Below are 17,651 nucleotides of genomic sequence, written 5' to 3'. Positions count from 1 at the left end.
CCCCCATACTAAAATTTCCATCCTGCTCCGATCTGCGGGCGCAGAAAGCCCGAATTGCCGTATCCGTCTATTAAATGGGCAAACCCAATGCCCGCTTCTACGTACAGCCGTTTCCAAGCAAACCAAAGAAAAGACGCCTCAATATTTATTTGGGGTATTAATCCTCCGGTTGTGTAAGAATAATCTTCGACGTTTATTTCGCCCACTTGAAAGGCAAGAGCGAATCCCGCCCTTAGAGTAACAGCCATCTTAGGGTTGGGAAGCTTCTTTTGCGCGACAATATTAAAACCTATTACCCCTGTTTGTATGCTGATTTCATCGCCGCCCATAGAATTGTTAAGTGCGTACCATGACATTGAAAGTTCAATGCCGGGGCTGAACCATCGCAGTTTATTGTAGAGAGCGCCGAAACGGACAGACGCGCCGGCGGCGTAAAATTCACTTCCGAAAATTTCCCGTAGTCTTCCGTAGAGGGGGATTAACGGCAACCATGCGGCGCCCGCGTACAAATTAATAAGTTTTGCGGTTTCGCCTCCCACTGTTATTTTTGAATCATCAGGATTATTAATAACAATCTCATTAACTCCCGGCACTATCTGTTCATTATCATAAGGATGAAGGACGTAACTTCCGTCATCCGCTTTTTGCACTTCGACCGAAACGATTGGGATGGCTTTTATTTCGACGTTTACCCATTCCGACGCAGTGCCGGGCTGTTCAAGGTAATCGTAGGGGATTATGCGGTAACGGTATTTTCCCACAGGAAGGGAAACCTGAAGACCTGGCTTTTCGGTAAATTCCCGTATGTGCGTTTTGTATTTGTCGCCTTCGTTTTTTTCTATAACAACTTCATATTTAAGGGCATATTCGTCCCCTATCCACTCAATCTTTTGCACATAACGCTGTTCGACGACATAACGTCCGTCATCGCCGCTGCCGCTTTGCGATTGCTGCGCTTGCGCCCGCAGGGGTTGGTTAAATAAAAACAACGCTATTAAAAAAACAAAAAGTAAAATTCTGTTTGTCATTGTTTTACCTCTTGCCCTTTAATTATCTTTACGGGTCCCACTTCGGGAATGTCCACGACAAAACGGCTTTCCGCCGGATCGCCGCGCCTATCAATCACATTGTCCTTCCCCACATTGACGGCTTCCACTCTCCAGATAAAATTCCCGCGCCCCAGCGTTTTTATTTCCGTTGCCCATGAAGTGCGATTCTCCGGCCCCATCTGCGTAACCTGCCGCCGTCCAGTTGCGGTCTCCTGATAAATAGTGAACAGGTAGGCGTTAGCCCCCGGCACCGACGACCATTTAAAATTGATGTCCCCCTTTTTTGCCTCATCTATGCCGATATGGTATCCTTCCGTCGGCTGGCGGTCTTGCGGAGATGGCAGACGGGAAACTTGTTCCGGCGCGGGAGCCGGCACATACACTATTTGCGGTTCCGGCGCGGGAGCCGGCATGTACACTATTTGCGGTTCAGGCGCTGGAGCAGGAACATATACAATCTTTGGTTCCGGCGCGGGAGCCGGCACATATACAATCTTTATCTCCGGCGCGGGAGTTGGCACAGCCCCCGGCTGTGAAGCAGACGCAGGCTGCAGTTCTTCTATTTGAGCTAAAACTTGGGGCGTTTGCGGTTCCTCGCTTTTAACAATACGAAAAGCTGACGGGCGCGGGGCGGTAACGCCGTCGGAATTTTCGCCGGTTTGAGAAAACACCGGCGTTACCCGCCAGTACCAGATTCCTTCTCCAAGACTTGAATCAGAAAAAGATACGGCAGTCGTCTGCTTCCTTATAATGGGATTTCTGAATTCGGGAGAAACGTCCACTTCCAAAATGTAATGCGAAACGTCTTCAATCTGCGACCACTGGAAATATAGTTTTGGCAGTTCGGCCTCGTAAAAAAACTGCCTGTTTCTCGCGGGGCTTAACAGCTCAATGCCTTTTGCGTCCGTTATGGTAAAACGACCAGAATCCAAAACTGCGTCGTTAAAAGTCAGCCGCCAGTTCCAAAGGCCCGCGTTCAGAGCCGCCCGCGCCGCATCGTTAAGCCCGTTAAACGCGCGGACGTTACGGCTGAAAGACTGATCTTCCGCTATTTCAAGGCGCAACGTTTCATCAGGTTGAAGATTTATTCTGTTCCATGAAAAACCGACGTTAAGCGGCTCAGTTGTACTTTTGCGGTAAAGCGCGTTTGGTTTGGGTTGAATGACAAAGACCGAAGGCGCGGAGCGGATCGCGCCGCCCGAGTCCATCGCTATCGCCGCTCCCGAGTCAAGCTCGCGCTCGGCAAGTTCGCCGTCTTGGTTTTCTTCCGCGATTACCGCGGAGCCTTCGCTGATTTGCAGGGCCATGCCGTTATCCGTGGCGGCGGCGTTAAGGGCGGTTCCCGGTTTGGCTTTTACCTGCCGTCCCATAATATTTAAAGCGACGTCATTCCCTTCGGAAGCGGTAACAAGCCCGATGCTGCCCGACGTAAGCTCAATTTGAAACTGCCCTGTTTCTTTGTCGTAACGCAGGCGCAAAAGAGTATTTTCATTCAAAGCGATATCATTTCCGCCCACGTGAAGGCCGGCTTCGGAATTGTCCCCCACCCGGATCACGTCATTGGAATACACGGGCGATTCTTTAATCAATCTGTCCCATATTACCCTGTCCGACATCCGGCGCTGGACGGTATTTCTTTTTATCGTGACGCTCCCTATGGGAGTTTTGTTCTTGTCGTTGAGCGTTTGAAACAAATCCTCCCAAAACAGGTTAACGCTGAAGACCGCCCCCGAAAGGCAGAGCAGGGTGACAAGAAAATCCGAGGGCCGAAATTTGCCGTCTGGCTTTTTATTGGCGCTCATTTCATTTGCCGCCGATCTTGTATTTAAGCTCTTCGGCGTTGACATCCGCCTTTGAAATATCCGGCGCTTTAATTCCCAAACATTTCCGCGCTTCGGCAAGGGTCATTGGGTCACAAGCGTCGGGGGTTTTATTCAACGCGGTAAAATTAAAATTTACGACGGCGAAGAGCCGCACCGGTTTTTCTTTTCCTTTAACCGTTACGGGCGGCATTTCCTCGGTGATAAAATATTTTTTTACCAGATTCCACGTGTTCTCGGTGATAAGGATGTCGGTGCCGAGCGGCTTGTTAAGCGCCTCGACGCGGGACGCAAGATTGACGGGATCGCCTATAACGGTGTATTCCATGCGAAGGTCGGAGCCTATCTGCCCCGCTGTAACAATGCCCGTGTTAATGCCGCAGCCTATGCGGATAGGCGGCGCCCCCATGTTTTCCTCTTTTCGGTTTTTGTTCATTTTAATAAGCATTTCCCTCATCATCAGCGCCGCCTTAACGCAGTTAAACGCGTCTTCCTGCGGACTACCCGCCGTAGTGGCGGTTCCCCAATGCGCCATTACCGCGTCGCCGATAAATTTGTCGATAATGCCGTTTGTTTTTTCAACGCAGTAGACCATGCTTGATAAATATTCGTTAAGCCAAAAAACGATGCGGTCGGAAGCTTCGCTGCCGAAAGCCTTTACAAAGTTTTCAGATTTTTCTGTAAAGCCCCGTATATCCGAAAAAAAGATCGTTGCGTGCTTGGACAAGCCGCCCGGTTTAATCTGACCGCGCATGGCCTGGACCGCGATGTCGCGGTTTGTGAACTTGCCGAAAATATTTAACGCCGAACACATCTTTCCAAAACTGGCAGTTAACAATCCTATTTCATCGCCGCTTGCAGGCGTAAGTTCGACATTAAAAATGCCGCCTTCGATGGAACGCGCCGCTCCGGCAAGAGTTTTCAGCGGCACGGAAATGCTCTTGGCGAAAAACCAGACGCACAATATCGAGAGGCACAATATCGCGGCTGTCAGATAGAGGTTGCGCCGCGTGGTCGCGTTTATGCCTTCAAAAACTTTGTCGTATTCGATTGTAGTGATTACGACGCTTCCCGCCGTATTCAGCCGGGTATACGCGAGATAGTGGCGTACTTTTTTGCCTGCGCTTCGCGTATTGTTTTTTCTGATTTTTTCCCGCAGGCGGGAAAATAGCGAAGAAGGCGAATCATTTTGCGTTAGCTGAACATCAAGTTCGACTAACATCTGTTTGTTACCGTCGGGGCTGTTAAATATTTGCTTGATAATTTCCTGTTTGGACAGGTTAACTTGAGTTTTTACCCTTTCTATATCGGCGTCCGCGATAACGTCGCCGTCCTCGTTTATGAGGAAAGACGCGTTAACGCCCATGCCGAAACTTTCGTTAAGGTTTTCGGTTGAGAACAGGACGCACCCGCTTCCTATCCGTATTGGGAAAAACATCGCGGTAAGATACGTCGAACCTTGCGCTTTGTTAAACAGCGGCGAGGCGTTGATAAGAACCGTCTGCCCCAGCGCGGCGTTTTCAAGCATTTTAACGCTGCTGGCGCGGAAATCGTCCGCCAGCTTTGTATCAATTCCCCGTGAAAGAAAAAATTGCCCGTTGGCGAATACCCTGTTTGTCCACGCCGCCGGTTCGGCTGAAGCGTAAAAAATAGCGGCGATCTGCGGGTTCTGCGCGAAGAAATAATCCGCTTCTTCCTGTAACGCCTCTCCCCGCTTCGCTAGAGCCGCCGCGCGGTAGAACGCCAGGGAGAGCAGGCGCATTTTTTCCAGCGTCTGTTCAGTTTCTGCTGCCGCGCGCCGGTTCACCTCGAAGTTATTTTCTTCCGCTGATACTTTAAGGTCTTCCCGCACCAGCCACGACACCAGCGCGGTTATTGAACCTAAGGAGACCAACACGATTATCGAGATAATGGTTATCAGTTTTGCCCCGATGGGAAAACGTACCCTAAAACCTTTGCGCCTTTCTATGATTTTTTTGTCCTTGTTCATTCTATAAAATCCGCCCTTTTATGGTAAATTTTCCATTTTCTCTATTAATTTTAAGAATTGTTAGATAATTTTTCATGCGTGGTTCCACTTAGTTTTGAGGAAAAAATGCAAAAAAAGTGAGAAAAGGGGTGGAAAGGGAGATTTTACATCAAATGCGTGGGATGTCCAAAAAGAATTTTAAACCACGGAGTACACGGAGTTTTTGTACGAAAATCTTTTCTTCCTCCATGTAACTCCGTGCCCTCCGTGGTTATATTCTTACTTAATTGGACAGCCCCGCGGTTAATTTATTTTTTTATCCCCAGCGCGATCCCGTATCCGGCGAAAGCCGTTATAAAATGAAATCATAGGAGGTACTGTTACGTTTACCTTGCCAACAGTCAAACTTTCGTATATATTTAAAACAGAGAGAAAAATGCCGACTAAAACACCAGTAAAAAAGCCGCTTAAAAAACCCATAAAAAAAGTACCCAAAAAGGTTACATGGGACGAAATACAGGAAGGTTTCAAAGAACTTCATGAACTTCAAAAAAAGACCCAGAAAACCCAAGACGAAGCATGGGCGGCAATACGAGAAACCCAACAATCCCTTAAAGAATCCGATTTAAGAACCGAAAAGGCCATAAAAGAAACCCAAAAAAACATAGGCGGTCTTAACAACACATTAGGCTCAATGGTAGAACGCATAATGACCCCCGCCCTTCCCCAAAAATTCAAATCTCTCGGCTTTTCGTTTGATAAAATCACAACTGTACAATGGGCGGCACAAGGCAATATCTACGCCGAATTAGACGGACTACTGGAAAACGGCACACAGGCAATGGTGGTAGAAGTAAAAACCACCCTCGAAATAGAGGACGTAAACGACCATATAAAACGCATGGAAAAAGTACGCAAGTATGCCGATGGCCACGGCGATAAGAGGGAATTTTTAGGGGCGATAGCCGCAATGGTAATGAAGCCCAAGCCAAGAGATTACGCCTTAAATCAAGGTTTTTTTCTTATTGAGCCGTCAGGCGATGATGTCAAGGTTATCAAGCCGGAAGGAAAACCAAAAGTTTGGTAATTACAAAAGATACGTTATCGGTAGCGTATAAATGTCACATAACGGCACTACCAAAAAGTGGTGTCAGTTGCAATTGCGCCTACCCAGGTAGTGCCGCCAATTTCTTGACGACACTACTGAAAAGCGGGGTCACAGTTGCGTTCGCAATTATTCTTACTTAACTAACATTACTACAACCGTAATTACCACAATTGCCGTTGCACCTGTTCGAGCAATTTTTTGTACCAGTGTCGCACTCATTACCCATAAACATATCAAAATTACAGCCGCCATTGCATTTTTGCGAGCAGCTTGCCAGCACGAGTCCGCCGGCCAACATCAGGGCTAGCAAGCCCAAAATCAATAATTTGCTTTTCTTCATGGAAAAGCCTCCTTAACTGTTACCCTTGCCTGCCAAAGTGTAATGCCGTTGGCGGCGGGTAAGGATTCTTATTAACCGTATTTAACAAATGCGTATAATAATTTTAAGAATAGTTAGATAGATTTGTCATGCGTGGTTCCACTTAGTTTTGAGGAAAATTTGTAAAAAAAGGGGGGGGAAAGGGCTGTTTTAGCCTGTTCGTGCCGCAAATTGTTGCCAAATCAGGAGAATTCGAGTATCTGCTACTGGTGCGCCGCCTATGATTGAAGAAGACCTCTCGCAGAGGCGTTGGATCTCAACCGAGCCGCATCCTCTATTCTTTAGCGGCTGATCCTTCTCGTTGTTTTTTTCCTTCGATCAGCCAAAATTTGACTACTGTGCCGTTGCCTTTTTTGGCGATATACTCGTCATAAAACGGCTGTCTTGACTCTCTGTCTATTGTTGTATCGAATATGACATTTGAAAGAAAATTAAGCCTATCATTTCTGTTTTGCCTGACTGTAACGAACACAGCCAGAGCCAATCCCAAAACACCGGTTATCGCCCCAACTGTTGCTAATATACCTTCCATTTCGCCCTCCTGTCCCGTAAAAGTGAATTTAATTATAGCATACCTAGGAGCGGCTTGCAAGGAATAAAAAACCTACGCTCACTCCGTTCGCTACGGTGCAGTGCGGTCAAATTATTCTTTTTATCCCCAGCGCAATCCCATACCCTGCGAAAGCCGTTATAAGGCGGTCGATTATGTTGACGGGAATCCGTGACAGTATTTCCGCCAGAACCGCAGGAATATTTTTGCCGAACATGGTGGCGGTTAAATCCGCCGTAGACCACTGTTTTACCGAAAGGTTGGGGTCTATGCTTTGAATAAAAGAGGCAATGACGCCGCCTAAAACGCTTATGACAAGGCAGAGGCAAAATGAAAGAAGGATAAGGACGATCATCAGATTTATCGCTTCCGCCAAACGGCGGCTTGAGGGTTTTTGGCTTGTTTCAGGCGGTCTATTGGACAGGCTTAACTCGCGTGGGAAAAAGCGGATAAAGAGCCACGTTACCAGAGCGGTAGCCATGTTGCAGATAGCAAACAGATAGCCTTCCCAACCTGAAAAATAGATCGTAGACTCGATTATGTTGGTTAGCGCCCCGGTCAATAAACCCCAAAAAAGCCCGCCCGCCAGAGTGAGGCTTACTGTCAGAATGGTGTCCAGATAGAGGGGAAGCCCGGCCCGTCTTGCGAGTGCGTGAATGGCGATATTCAAAAATGCCCCCGCAAGACAAAGAACCGACAATGTAACCGTTTTACGCATGCCTCATTGTATCATAATTTTACAAATTGAAAAATAGCATAAAATACTTTACAGTAAAGACATGCCGTTAGAATTCGCTGAAAGCGCCGCAGCCTTACCGGGCGAACTTGGAATGTATATCCGTCTGGTGTGGCTCTTTGTGTTTATCATTACCGTCCTCATGCTCTGCCTTTGTTATCTTTTTATTTCCATGCGCCGCGCCGACGAGCGAGAAGCCCAAAGCCGCGCCTTTTCACATTTGGCGGTTGAAGGTCTGGAAGCGGAACGGCGGCGGGTTTCCCGCGAACTCCACGATACGGTCCTTCCGCTGGTCAGGGACGATGAAGTGTCCGCCCTTATCCGATCCATCTGCATGGAATTGATGCCGCCCGATTTTACCCGTCTTTCCCTTAACGATTCACTTTCGGAACTTTGCCTGCAATTTATCAAGCGCACCGGAATTGAGTGCGCCTGTTCGATAGAGGACGGTCTTTCTTTTTCTGCTTACAGGCCGGAAGACCAACTGCACATATACCGCATGGTTCAGGAATCTTTTACAAATATAGAAAAACATTCCAAGGCGGGGAGGGCGGTACTGGTCGTCCGGCGTACAGCGGAACATATTTTGATTTGCGTTTCCGATGACGGTATCGGTATACGCAATGTCCCCGGTATTTTTACTGCGGGCGGCGGTTTGGGCATAAGGAGTATTCGCCAACGGGCGGCTATTATGGGAGCAAAGATTGATTTTATCAGCGAAAGCGGCAACGGCCTTATGGTAAGAATTGAATTATACCCCCCCCCCCCCCCCCCCGTCACCCCGCCCCCCATCCCACCTCCTATCTCATGAAAAACCGCCGCATGCAACTGCAGAAGCCCGACGGTGGACGATCGCACGGCGGGGGCGGCAGTGGCACGACGCAATCGAGGGGGGCGGGGAGGGCGGTACTGGTCGTCCGGCGTACAGCGGAACATATTTTGATTTGCGTTTCCGATGACGGTATCGGTATACGCAATGTCCCCGGTATTTTTACTGCGGGCGGCGGTTTGGGCATAAGGAGTATTCGCCAACGGGCGGCTATTATGGGAGCAAAGATTGATTTTATCAGCGAAAGCGGCAACGGCCTTATGGTAAGAATTGAATTATCCCCCCCCCCCCCCCCCGTGCACCCCGCAATTTATGGAGGCTATAATTGACTGAAAAACCGCGCATTGTTATTGTAGAAGACCATCCGGTTATGCGAGAGGGACTTGCGTCTTATTTTAACGGAACAGGCCGCTGGCATGTAATGGGTACCGCATCTACTCTTGCGGGGGCCAAAGAATTACTGTCCGGCGTTCAAGCGGATATCGCATTACTCGACATTCAACTTGAAGACGGCTGGGGTCTTGACGTTATCCCCTGGTATGCTCAGCATACCAAGCTTAAAGATAAATCATCTCCCGTTATGGCGGTATATTCCAGTTTTGACGATTACGCCCATGTAAGCGCCGCCCTTGGCATGGGCGTGAAGGCTTATGTCTGCAAACGCCGCAGCGAGCGTGAATTGGAAGAAGCCCTGCAAAAAGCCCTAAGCGGCGCCGTCTACGTTGACGAAGCGGCGCAGGCGAAACTGCACAATGTAACCGATCTTATAAGCCTGCTTACAAGGCGCGAAATAGAAATAGTGAACCTTGTAAAAGACGGCCTTTCCAACAAACAGATAGCCGCCCGTCTCGGCATAAGCTACCGCACGGTAGAAAGCATCCTCCACTGCGTGTACGAAAAAACCGGCATTAACGCACGATTGGAATTGCAGAAACTGTAATATAAATCGCGAAGACCTCATGCAGGGGCGCAGAGGATAGAGAAAGCGAAATGCTATCCACTAAAATAAATTGACGAAACTCTTTAAAACAGTTATATTATAAAAATAGGAGGTACAAATATGAGTAAATTCATGGTAAACCTGACAGCTATCAACCCAAAGGAAGAACACCGTTGTACGCCGCCTATTGAGGTAATGGTCGATACGGGGTCAGAATTGTCATGGTTGCCAAAGCGGTCGTTATTGGATGTAGGAATAACCCCTCGTGGAAAAAAACATTTCTCAACTGCCACTAATCAAATTGTCGAACGTGACATTGGCTACGCCATACTCACCGCCGAAGGATATTCCACGATTGACGCGGTAGTATTCGCGGAAGACAGTGATATGATGCTTTTAGGCGTGCGGACGCTTGAAGGCTTTAGCGTAATGGTAGACAACATCGGCCACCGTTTTGTCGCCACCACTTCTCTTGCGTGTTAATTAGTGAATAGTATATACTACCCACTAACAACTAATACAAACATCTAGTCAAACACGCGTTTTTAAGATAAAATATACTTATGTTCGATAAATTCATTAAGGCGCTTTTTGGTTCTCAAAATGAGCGGGACTTAAAGGCCCTTATGCCGATACTTCAAAGCGTAAACGCGAAAGAAAGCTGGGCGAAGTCACTCAGTGCGGAGGATTTTCCGCTTCAAACTGACATTTTCCGCGAGCGCTATAAAAAAGGCGAATCCCTAGACAGCATTTTGCCCGAAGCTTTCGCGCTGGCAAGGGAAGCGGGACTGCGTACTTTGGGGGAACGCGCCTATGATACGCAGATTCTCGGCTCCATTGTCCTGCATCTGGGAAAAATCGCCGAGTTAAAAACAGGAGAAGGCAAAACTTTGATGGTCGTCGCCGCGGCGTATCTTAACGCGATACCCGGCGACGGGATTCATGTCGTTACCGTAAACGATTATCTCGCAAGCCGCGACGCGGAGTGGATGATGCCTATTTTTAGTTATCTCGGCATCAGCGTCGGCACGATTCTTTCACACATGGACAATGAGCAGCGCAAGGAAAATTACAGGCGCGACGTTACTTACGGCACAAACAATGAATTTGGTTTTGATTACTTGCGCGACAATATGCACCGCGATATGGAAAGCAGAGTCCAGCGGGGGCATAATTTTTGCATAGTTGACGAAATCGATTCAATCTTAATTGACGAGGCGCGCACGCCGTTGATTATTTCTGGCGCGGCGGAAGACGACACCTATAAATTTGCCGAAGTTGATAAAATGGTAGGCAGTCTTCGTGAAGTTGAAAAAAAAGAAAATGGCGAGTATCCCGATGAGACTCAAGGCGAGACGGTTAAAGGCGATTATAAGTTAAACGAAAAAAATAAAAGCGTTTCTTTTTCCAATCAGGGGCAGGCTACTATCGAGGAATTGCTGAAAAAACGCGGCCTTATTCAAGGGGCGATAGTAGACGAAGAAAATTTTGAGTACATTCACTATTTTACGCAGAGTTTAAAAGCGCATAAACTTTTTCATATCGACGTTGATTATGTCGTGCAAGACGGGCAGGTTCAGATAGTCGATGAATTCACGGGGCGCATATTGCACGGCAGGCGTTATTCTGACGGGCTTCATCAGGCTATTGAAGCTAAGGAACGGATTAAAATCGCCCAGCGCAACAGGACTCTGGCTACTATCACTTTTCAGAATTATTTCAGGCTGTACAAAAAAATCTCCGGCATGACGGGAACGGCGGATACTGAGGCTGTGGAGTTTGACAAAATTTACAAGCTTTCCGTCGTTGTCGTTCCCACCAACAAGCCTGTCGTCCGTAATGACGAGAACGATTTAGTCTACCTTGCCGAATCCGATAAATACAAAGCGTTATGCGATGAAATAGCCGAGGCTAATAAAAAAGGCCAGCCCATGCTTGTAGGAACGGTCTCCATAGAAAAGTCCGAGAAAATTTCTTCCCTGCTGACCCGCAGGGGGGTGCGGCATGAAGTGTTAAACGCAAAAAATCACGCGCGGGAAGCTCTTATCATTTCGGAAGCGGGAGCGAAAGGTTCCGTTACTATAGCGACTAACATGGCGGGGCGCGGGACTGACATTAAATTGGGGGGGAATCCCGAACATCGCGCGAGAAGACGCGCCGGAACAAACGCTACGGAAGAACAGTACGCGGCGATTTACAAAGACGAATTGGAAAAATGGAAAAAAGATTATGAAGAAGTGAAATCCCTCGGCGGGCTTTATGTAATTGGAACCGAACGACATGAAAGCAGGCGTATCGATAACCAGCTTCGAGGTCGTTCGGGGCGGCAGGGGGATCCAGGGAAGAGCAAATTCTTCATTTCTATGGACGACGAGCTAATGCGCTTATTCGGCGGGGAGCGCATGAAAAACATCATGTCAAAAATCGGGATGTCGGGCGGAGACGCCATTAACCACCCGATGTTGAATAAAAGCATAGAAAACGCCCAGAAAAAAGTAGAGGAGCGCAACTTTGAAATCCGCAAGCACCTTTTGGATTATGACGATGTAATGAACCAACAGCGTAAATTTATTTATGAGCAGCGCGACGAGATACTTGTTGACAATGATTTAAAGAAACGCGTAAACGACGCGACGGCGGATATTATCGGCGACTATATTGACGAGTTTAACCAATCCGCGAGAAACGATCAAAACGAAGCGTATAAAGATTTAATCGAAAAGCTTCGCGCGAAATTCGGCTATACGCTTGTTCTTGATTCCGCGAGCAAAGAATATAAAAATCCCGAAATATTGGAAAAGCGGATAATTGCCGATCTTGAACAGGATTTGATTAACAAAGAAAACCTTATCGGACATGATTACCTTAATTTAATAATCCGTGACAATTATTTAAGCGTGATAGACCGCAAGTGGCTTGATCACCTTGAAAACATGGAAGCGTTACGCGAAGCCGTGTACCTGCGCCATTACGCGCAAAAAAATCCGCTGACGGAATACAAAGTAGAAGGTTTTCAGATTTTTGAAGAAATGATCGAAGACATAAGGCAGGAAATAGCTTCCCGCCTTCACCTGATACGCATTCAAATCGCGGAAGGGGGGCCGCGAAGACCGGTAAGCCGTTCAATCGGCGCGAACCAGTCGGCAAGCCACAGCAGCATGGGTTCTTTCGCGGGCGCGAGACAAGGCTCTTCCGCTTCAACCGGCTCTCCTATGGACAAGGCAAGCCGTCCTGACGGCGCGACCGTAGTGCGAAGCCATCCAAAGGTTGGCCGTAACGATCCTTGCCCATGCGGCAGCGGCAAGAAGTACAAGATGTGCCATGGCAGGTAAAAATTTCGCGTCACGGACGCTGTTAATAATTTTTATCGCTTTTCTGTTTTTATCCTGTGACGGCTTATTTATAATAAATGATAATTTATCAGGTAATTTTTGGGCTAACAATAAGACGACAGGTAAAGATTATAATGTAAAAGCCGAGTTGCTTTTTGAAGGCGTTCATTGCAAGGTATGGGCGGAAACAGGCGGCGGCGTCAGTAAAACGCAGGCGAAATATATTGCCGACAAATATGACAAAAAAATCTATGGGCTTATGATAAGCGCCTTTAGCATTGAAAATCCAGAATATGATAACAGAAAAATCTCTGATATTATGGCTCTTGCGGATTATATAGGCGATAGTGACGGCAAACTCTGTATTCTTCTTTTGGATATAAAAGATGATTATCAACCCGGCAAAAATGAATCTTATATCGCCGGTTATTTTTGGAATGGTAATTTTTATAGTTCCGCAAAAGTACCAGGATCAAATCAACGCGATATGATCTATATAGATACTAATCCCGGAATGAGAAATATTGAAAATATTTTTACCACTCTTGCTCATGAAATGCAGCATATGATGAACTTTGTTACAAGAGTAGAAAGAAATTCAGATGAACTTATGGACACATGGATTGACGAAGGGCTTTCATCCGCAGCGGAATATATTGTTAGCGGGCAACATTCATTAGACAGGATAGACTGGTATAATAAAAATGGCGACAGCAGTATTAATGTTAAGGGATTAATTGATCAAGGCAATAATTTCTTTGTTTGGGGTAACCATACGACGGATAGAAATCCATATCCAATATTGGATGATTACGCGACAGTTTACCTTTTTTTCCAATGGCTTAGGATTCAAAAAGGAATAAGCGTATACCGTAATATTATTTCCTCAAATTATTGCGATTATCGTGCGGTGGCAGAGGCGATGGGCGAAGACTGGGATACTTTGCTTAAAAACTGGATGGCGGCTAACTATATAAATAACAGTACCGGGACTTACGGTTATAAAGGCGATATTTCAATTATCGCCCATACGGCGCCCGCTGGAAAAACTCAAGTCGTCCTTTATCCGGGAGAAGGCGTTTACAGTTTGACGGACGCGGGTGACGCGATACCGCCTCAAGGCGCGAATATTAGATATGCCGGACTTGATAAGGCTGCCGTAACAGTGAGTGACAGCGCTGTCTTTGCCGCTGGAGCGTTGCTTACCTATAATATAAATACCGAATTGGCCGGTTTGGGCAGCGCCGCGGAAACAGGAACAACAACCGGTAAAGCGGCAAGAGTAAACATAACGCCCATGGGCAGGTCTGCGGCTCCTTCGTACGGCGGTCCTTACCGTATAGGGGCGGGCGACATACATCCCCAAAACGGACAAAAAAGAGATTTTACTTCGTGGAATTTTCAAGATAAATAAGAGGAGCCGCTATTGTTAAACGCGAGACGGTATTTATTTTTTTATGTTTTTCTGCTAACGTTTGCCCCAATTGTTTTTTCATTGGGAGGAAAGGAAAAAAACAAAGAGCCGTTAGCTGTCATTCAGGTAACCGGAATAGTTAGGCTTACAGGAAACGCCAATTTCCCCGAATTAATTATATCCGATTCTGAAAAGTCATGGGTTGTAGTAAAAGAGGAAATGGATAAATTGCATGACCTTCAGTACAGGACGGTAACTGTAGAAGGAGAGGAAACTGTTACGGAATTATATTTTGCGAACGGTCTAAGCGCTGGTTTGCGCAGAGAATTGCGGAATATTAAGTTAATCGCGATTCTGCAATAGTAAGGCGCAGAGAAGAATTGAAGAAGAACCTCTCGCAAAGGCGCAGAGGCGCAAAGTTATTGTTTGTAGGATCGTCGTTTTTACATCAAGATATGTAGTCAGACTTATATATCTTGCTCAACAATGAGCTACCGGACGAAAACTTTGCGCCTTTGCGCCTTGGCGAGTAAAATTTGGGAATAAAGTTTTAGATGTTACTGATTAATAGCTTCCCGTGTCATCAAATCGCACATTTCATTGTATTCATTGCCGGCGTGCCCTTTGACCCACTCCCACTTTAGGGGAAACTCGCTTGAAAGTGAATCCAGTTCTATCCACAAATCCTGATTTTTTACCGGTTTTTTATCGGCGGTTTTCCAAGCGTTGCGTTTCCAATTGCGTATCCATTCAGTAATTCCCTTCTGCACGTATTGTGAGTCCGTTATTACCGCCGCCTGGCGCGGGACATCCGTCATCGTTTTAAGGGCGCGTAACGCCATGATGACCGCGGTTAATTCCATCCTGTTGTTGGTCGTCTCTTTTTCCGCGCCTTTCTCTTTGGCGATTACCTGCTCTCCCTGAAAAGTCTGCCGCACCATGACATAAGCCCACCCTCCGGGACCAGGGTTGCCCAAGCATCCGCCGTCAGTATAAATTTTAAAAGACGCGTCTGTCATTTTACCGCCTGTCTTTACAGATTCGCCGTTTGGCGCCATTTTTCTATCCTGTCCCACGCCGCGTTTATCTTCGCTGACTTTTCCGTAGCCTTTTTGTAATTGCCTTCGTGCCCTACGTGACGGTCGGGGTGGTGGAGTTTTAATAAATTTTTATACGCTGTTTTGCAGGTTTCGTTATCCGCGCCGAATTGGACTCCCAGCAAATCAAAATCAGGGCGTAATTCTTCTGGCGGCAGTTTTACGCCGGAAGGCCTTGCCGTCTGCCGATCTGTATTCGCTTCTTTTTCAAAACGGTACTCTTTACGGTTCAGGTAATCGTCCAATTCTTCGTAAGCCGCGTCGTAATCGGGATCGCCTGTCGATCTAAACCGCCCCGCTGTCTCATCGCTAAAGTCGTTGAAGTAACTGTTAATGATAGTTCCTAACCTGTCAAAAATGCCCATGCTCTCCGCCGTTATTTTATCAAAGTTGCGAGCATCACCGCTTTTATTGTGTGTTTGCGGTTTTCCGCCTGATCCCACGCCCTGCTTTGTTTTCCGTCAATCACGTCGGCTGTAACTTCTTCGCCCTTAACCGCAGGCAGGCAATGAAGAAAAATAACGTCGCTTTTGCCCGTCATATCCATCAATTTTTGGTTTACCTGATACGGGCTTAAAAGTCTTACCCTCTCCGCCTTTTGATCTTCCTCGCCCATCGAAGTCCATACGTCGGTGTACAAAGCGTCCGCGTTCTTTACCGCTCCTAAATCGGGGGTTACAGTTATAACCGCGCCCGACGTTTTAGCGAGCGCATTGCACTTTTGCAAAAGTTCGCTGTCGGCGTTTAATTGCGGCGGCGTTATTACCGTAAAATTTGTCCCCAATTTGGCGCAGATTATCATCAACGATCTTGCCACATTATTGCGCCCGTCGCCCACATAGCAAAGAGTCAGTCCCTTTAAAGCGCCAAAATTTTCCTGCAAGGTTAAAAAATCCGCCAAAGCCTGAGTAGGGTGATCAATGTCGGTCAGTCCGTTATAAACTGGAACCTGTGAATATTTCGCCAGTATTTCGGCGGTTTCCTGTTTAAAACCGCGGAATTGAATCGCGCTGAACATTCTGCCAAGGACGCGGGCTGTATCTTCCAGCGCCTCTTTTACTCCAAGGTGGATGTCCGCGGAGGAGAGGAATACGGGGTGTCCGCCTTCTTCGCCAAAAGCGGTCTCAAAGGCGCATCTTGTGCGGGTGGAACGTTTTTCAAAGAGCAAGGCGAGAGTTTTTCCCTCAAAACGCCTGAATTTCTTCCCTTTTTTTGCCTCCATTTTAACTTTCATGGAAAGCTTCAATAAATACTCAATTTCCTGCTGGGTATAATCCAAAAGTGTAAGAAATGACCTTCCAAATAACGATACAGACACGCTAAACCTCCTTAGTGAAAATTCACCCACAGGGGTGAAAACACTGTATAAAGATCGACTATTTTTTTTCATTATAGTATAATATGATATGTTTAGTAAGCCATAAACAAAGAAAAAGGAGCGAAAAGGATGAATCAAGATATTATTGAAAGGGCGAAAGATTATATTTCCAGAGAAAAAGACGCGTCTTTTAAACAGGAAGTTGAAAAACTTTTAAACGACGGCGGGGAAGCCGCGCAGAAGGAGCTTGAGGACCGTTTCTACCAGCATCTGGAATTCGGCACGGGCGGCCTTCGCGGGGTTATCGGCGGCGGCTATAACCGCATGAATACCCTCGTGGTAAAAAGCGCGACACAGGGGCTTGCCACCTACATTATTAAAACATTCCCCCAGAAAGCCGCAAAGGGTGAGTTAAAAGCGGTAATCGCCTTTGACAGCCGCCACTATTCGGCGGAGTTTTCGCTTGCCTGCGCCCTGATATTTGGGGCTAACGGCATAAAGACTTATCTCTTTTCATCACTGCGTCCCACGCCGGAGTTGTCATTCGCTATTCGCCATCTTCACTGTGATACGGGCATAGTCGTAACCGCGAGCCACAACCCGCCGCAGTACAACGGCTATAAAGCGTATTGGAACGACGGCTCTCAGGTTATTCCTCCGCATGACGTGGGTATTATAGAAGAAGTAAACAATGTTAAGGATATAAAAGAAATTTCAAAACAGGAAGCTCTGGACAAGGGGCTTCTGGAAATAATTGACAAAGAGGTTGACGACGCGTATCAGGCGATGGTCAAGTCGCGCCTTTTCAGGCCTGCGCTTATTAAAGAAAAAGCTGGTGAAGTAAAAATTGTTTACACCCCTTTGCATGGCACGGGCGCGATGCACGTAGAGAGAGTTTTGGGAGACCTTGGATTAAAAGTGATTACAGTTCCCGAACAGCGGGAAGGAAACGGCGATTTCCCCACAGTGGCGTTCCCCAATCCAGAAGAAGCCGCCGCGCTGGACATGGCGATTAAACTCGGTACCAAAGAAAAAGCCGACGTAGTAATGGCTACCGACCCCGACGCCGACCGATTCGGCATTGCCGTACCTAATAAACAGGGCGGCTTT

The 17,651-nt window shown here is 47.1% G+C and carries 18 protein-coding genes; 9 read left to right on the top strand and 9 right to left on the bottom strand.

The window, feature by feature from the left end; all coding sequences use genetic code 11:
* Positions 1 to 8: 8 nt before the first annotated feature.
* From ACYVRA_RS10195 to ACYVRA_RS10185, 3 genes are read right to left on the bottom strand one after another with little or no spacing between them, the layout of a single operon-like run.
* A complete protein-coding gene (locus ACYVRA_RS10195; protein WP_461252592.1) occupies positions 9 to 1,028 on the bottom strand; it encodes a hypothetical protein in 1,020 nt (339 codons plus the stop codon).
* Positions 1,025 to 2,896: a FecR family protein gene (locus ACYVRA_RS10190; protein WP_461252591.1), complete on the bottom strand. Its 1,872-nt coding sequence runs from the start codon at positions 2,894 to 2,896 to the stop codon at positions 1,025 to 1,027. Before ACYVRA_RS10190 ends, ACYVRA_RS10195 begins: the two co-directional genes overlap by 4 nt.
* The gene (locus ACYVRA_RS10185) at positions 2,853 to 4,859 is read right to left on the bottom strand and encodes an adenylate/guanylate cyclase domain-containing protein (protein WP_461252590.1); all 2,007 of its coding nucleotides are present in this window, start codon (positions 4,857 to 4,859) and stop codon (positions 2,853 to 2,855) included. The genes ACYVRA_RS10190 and ACYVRA_RS10185 overlap by 44 nt, the downstream gene beginning before the upstream one ends.
* Positions 4,860 to 5,274: 415 nt before the next feature.
* Between ACYVRA_RS10185 and ACYVRA_RS10180 the strand changes: the two genes are divergently transcribed.
* Positions 5,275 to 5,925 carry a hypothetical protein gene (locus tag ACYVRA_RS10180; protein WP_461252589.1) on the top strand — a complete coding sequence of 217 codons (651 nt, stop codon included), beginning with the start codon at positions 5,275 to 5,277 and terminating at the stop codon, positions 5,923 to 5,925.
* A gap of 157 nt (positions 5,926 to 6,082) precedes the next feature.
* On the opposite strand, the gene ACYVRA_RS10175 is transcribed toward ACYVRA_RS10180, so the two are convergent.
* The 3 genes from ACYVRA_RS10175 to ACYVRA_RS10165 all read right to left on the bottom strand — a co-directional run bounded on the left by ACYVRA_RS10175 (position 6,083) and on the right by ACYVRA_RS10165 (position 7,593).
* On the bottom strand, positions 6,083 to 6,286 hold the full coding sequence (locus ACYVRA_RS10175) for a hypothetical protein (protein WP_461252588.1): 204 nt from the start codon (positions 6,284 to 6,286) through the stop codon (positions 6,083 to 6,085).
* A gap of 313 nt (positions 6,287 to 6,599) precedes the next feature.
* Positions 6,600 to 6,857, bottom strand: a complete 258-nt coding sequence (locus tag ACYVRA_RS10170) for a hypothetical protein (protein WP_461252587.1) — start codon at positions 6,855 to 6,857, stop codon at positions 6,600 to 6,602.
* Between the two features lie 106 nt (positions 6,858 to 6,963).
* Complete coding sequence (locus tag ACYVRA_RS10165; RefSeq protein ID WP_461252586.1) at positions 6,964 to 7,593, bottom strand: hypothetical protein; 630 nt, start codon at positions 7,591 to 7,593, stop codon at positions 6,964 to 6,966.
* A 61-nt stretch (positions 7,594 to 7,654) separates the two neighbouring features.
* On the opposite strand from ACYVRA_RS10165, the gene ACYVRA_RS10160 reads away from it, so the two are divergent.
* From ACYVRA_RS10160 to ACYVRA_RS10130, 7 genes are all read left to right on the top strand, one after another.
* Positions 7,655 to 8,422, top strand: a complete 768-nt coding sequence (locus ACYVRA_RS10160; protein ID WP_461252585.1) for a sensor histidine kinase — start codon at positions 7,655 to 7,657, stop codon at positions 8,420 to 8,422.
* A gap of 11 nt (positions 8,423 to 8,433) precedes the next feature.
* Positions 8,434 to 8,769, top strand: a complete 336-nt coding sequence (locus ACYVRA_RS10155; RefSeq protein WP_461252584.1) for an ATP-binding protein — start codon at positions 8,434 to 8,436, stop codon at positions 8,767 to 8,769.
* Positions 8,766 to 9,380 carry a response regulator gene (locus tag ACYVRA_RS10150; RefSeq protein ID WP_461252583.1) on the top strand — a complete coding sequence of 205 codons (615 nt, stop codon included), beginning with the start codon at positions 8,766 to 8,768 and terminating at the stop codon, positions 9,378 to 9,380. Before ACYVRA_RS10155 ends, ACYVRA_RS10150 begins: the two co-directional genes overlap by 4 nt.
* 120 nt (positions 9,381 to 9,500) lie before the next feature.
* On the top strand, positions 9,501 to 9,863 hold the full coding sequence (locus ACYVRA_RS10145) for a hypothetical protein (RefSeq protein ID WP_461252582.1): 363 nt from the start codon (positions 9,501 to 9,503) through the stop codon (positions 9,861 to 9,863).
* Between the two features lie 80 nt (positions 9,864 to 9,943).
* On the top strand, positions 9,944 to 12,712 hold the full coding sequence (gene secA, locus ACYVRA_RS10140; RefSeq protein WP_461252581.1) for a preprotein translocase subunit SecA: 2,769 nt from the start codon (positions 9,944 to 9,946) through the stop codon (positions 12,710 to 12,712).
* Positions 12,702 to 14,126 (top strand): M30 family metallopeptidase, encoded by a 1,425-nt coding sequence (locus ACYVRA_RS10135; RefSeq protein WP_461252580.1) that lies wholly within the window; start codon positions 12,702 to 12,704, stop codon positions 14,124 to 14,126. Before secA ends, ACYVRA_RS10135 begins: the two co-directional genes overlap by 11 nt.
* Positions 14,127 to 14,138: 12 nt before the next feature.
* Complete coding sequence (locus ACYVRA_RS10130; protein ID WP_461252579.1) at positions 14,139 to 14,489, top strand: hypothetical protein; 351 nt, start codon at positions 14,139 to 14,141, stop codon at positions 14,487 to 14,489.
* Positions 14,490 to 14,683: 194 nt separating this feature from the next.
* On the opposite strand, the gene rnhA is transcribed toward ACYVRA_RS10130, so the two are convergent.
* From rnhA to argF, 3 genes are read right to left on the bottom strand one after another with little or no spacing between them, the layout of a single operon-like run.
* Positions 14,684 to 15,184, bottom strand: a complete 501-nt coding sequence (rnhA, locus tag ACYVRA_RS10125; protein ID WP_461252578.1) for a ribonuclease HI — start codon at positions 15,182 to 15,184, stop codon at positions 14,684 to 14,686.
* On the bottom strand, positions 15,160 to 15,588 hold the full coding sequence (locus ACYVRA_RS10120) for a J domain-containing protein (protein ID WP_461252577.1): 429 nt from the start codon (positions 15,586 to 15,588) through the stop codon (positions 15,160 to 15,162). The genes rnhA and ACYVRA_RS10120 overlap by 25 nt, the downstream gene beginning before the upstream one ends.
* An 11-nt stretch (positions 15,589 to 15,599) precedes the next feature.
* Positions 15,600 to 16,541 carry an ornithine carbamoyltransferase gene (gene argF / locus ACYVRA_RS10115; protein ID WP_461252576.1) on the bottom strand — a complete coding sequence of 314 codons (942 nt, stop codon included), beginning with the start codon at positions 16,539 to 16,541 and terminating at the stop codon, positions 15,600 to 15,602.
* A 129-nt stretch (positions 16,542 to 16,670) separates the two neighbouring features.
* Here argF and ACYVRA_RS10110 point away from each other — a divergent pair.
* Positions 16,671 to 17,651, top strand: a 981-nt coding sequence (locus tag ACYVRA_RS10110) for a phosphohexomutase domain-containing protein (RefSeq protein ID WP_461252575.1), incomplete at its 3' end; no start/stop codon positions are given.

The sequence above is a fragment of the Treponema sp. R8-4-B8 genome (assembly GCF_054786175.1).
The sequence above is the reverse complement of the archived record's forward strand: the minus strand, read 5'-3'. Positions and strand labels throughout refer to the sequence as shown.

What these genes read in the sequence shown, in the direction of transcription:
- ACYVRA_RS10195 (WP_461252592.1), bottom strand. Translation starts at nt 1,028, where the DNA reads ATGACAAACAGAATTTTACTTTTTGTTTTTTTAATAGCGTTGTTTTTA.
- ACYVRA_RS10190 (WP_461252591.1), bottom strand. Translation starts at nt 2,896, where the DNA reads ATGTCAACGCCGAAGAGCTTAAATACAAGATCGGCGGCAAATGAAATG.
- ACYVRA_RS10185 (WP_461252590.1), bottom strand. Translation starts at nt 4,859, where the DNA reads ATGAACAAGGACAAAAAAATCATAGAAAGGCGCAAAGGTTTTAGGGTA.
- ACYVRA_RS10180 (WP_461252589.1), top strand. Translation starts at nt 5,275, where the DNA reads ATGCCGACTAAAACACCAGTAAAAAAGCCGCTTAAAAAACCCATAAAA.
- ACYVRA_RS10175 (WP_461252588.1), bottom strand. Translation starts at nt 6,286, where the DNA reads ATGAAGAAAAGCAAATTATTGATTTTGGGCTTGCTAGCCCTGATGTTG.
- ACYVRA_RS10170 (WP_461252587.1), bottom strand. Translation starts at nt 6,857, where the DNA reads ATGGAAGGTATATTAGCAACAGTTGGGGCGATAACCGGTGTTTTGGGA.
- ACYVRA_RS10165 (WP_461252586.1), bottom strand. Translation starts at nt 7,593, where the DNA reads ATGCGTAAAACGGTTACATTGTCGGTTCTTTGTCTTGCGGGGGCATTT.
- ACYVRA_RS10160 (WP_461252585.1), top strand. Translation starts at nt 7,655, where the DNA reads ATGCCGTTAGAATTCGCTGAAAGCGCCGCAGCCTTACCGGGCGAACTT.
- ACYVRA_RS10155 (WP_461252584.1), top strand. Translation starts at nt 8,434, where the DNA reads ATGCAACTGCAGAAGCCCGACGGTGGACGATCGCACGGCGGGGGCGGC.
- ACYVRA_RS10145 (WP_461252582.1), top strand. Translation starts at nt 9,501, where the DNA reads ATGAGTAAATTCATGGTAAACCTGACAGCTATCAACCCAAAGGAAGAA.
- secA (WP_461252581.1), top strand. Translation starts at nt 9,944, where the DNA reads ATGTTCGATAAATTCATTAAGGCGCTTTTTGGTTCTCAAAATGAGCGG.
- ACYVRA_RS10135 (WP_461252580.1), top strand. Translation starts at nt 12,702, where the DNA reads ATGGCAGGTAAAAATTTCGCGTCACGGACGCTGTTAATAATTTTTATC.
- rnhA (WP_461252578.1), bottom strand. Translation starts at nt 15,184, where the DNA reads ATGGCGCCAAACGGCGAATCTGTAAAGACAGGCGGTAAAATGACAGAC.
- ACYVRA_RS10120 (WP_461252577.1), bottom strand. Translation starts at nt 15,588, where the DNA reads ATGGGCATTTTTGACAGGTTAGGAACTATCATTAACAGTTACTTCAAC.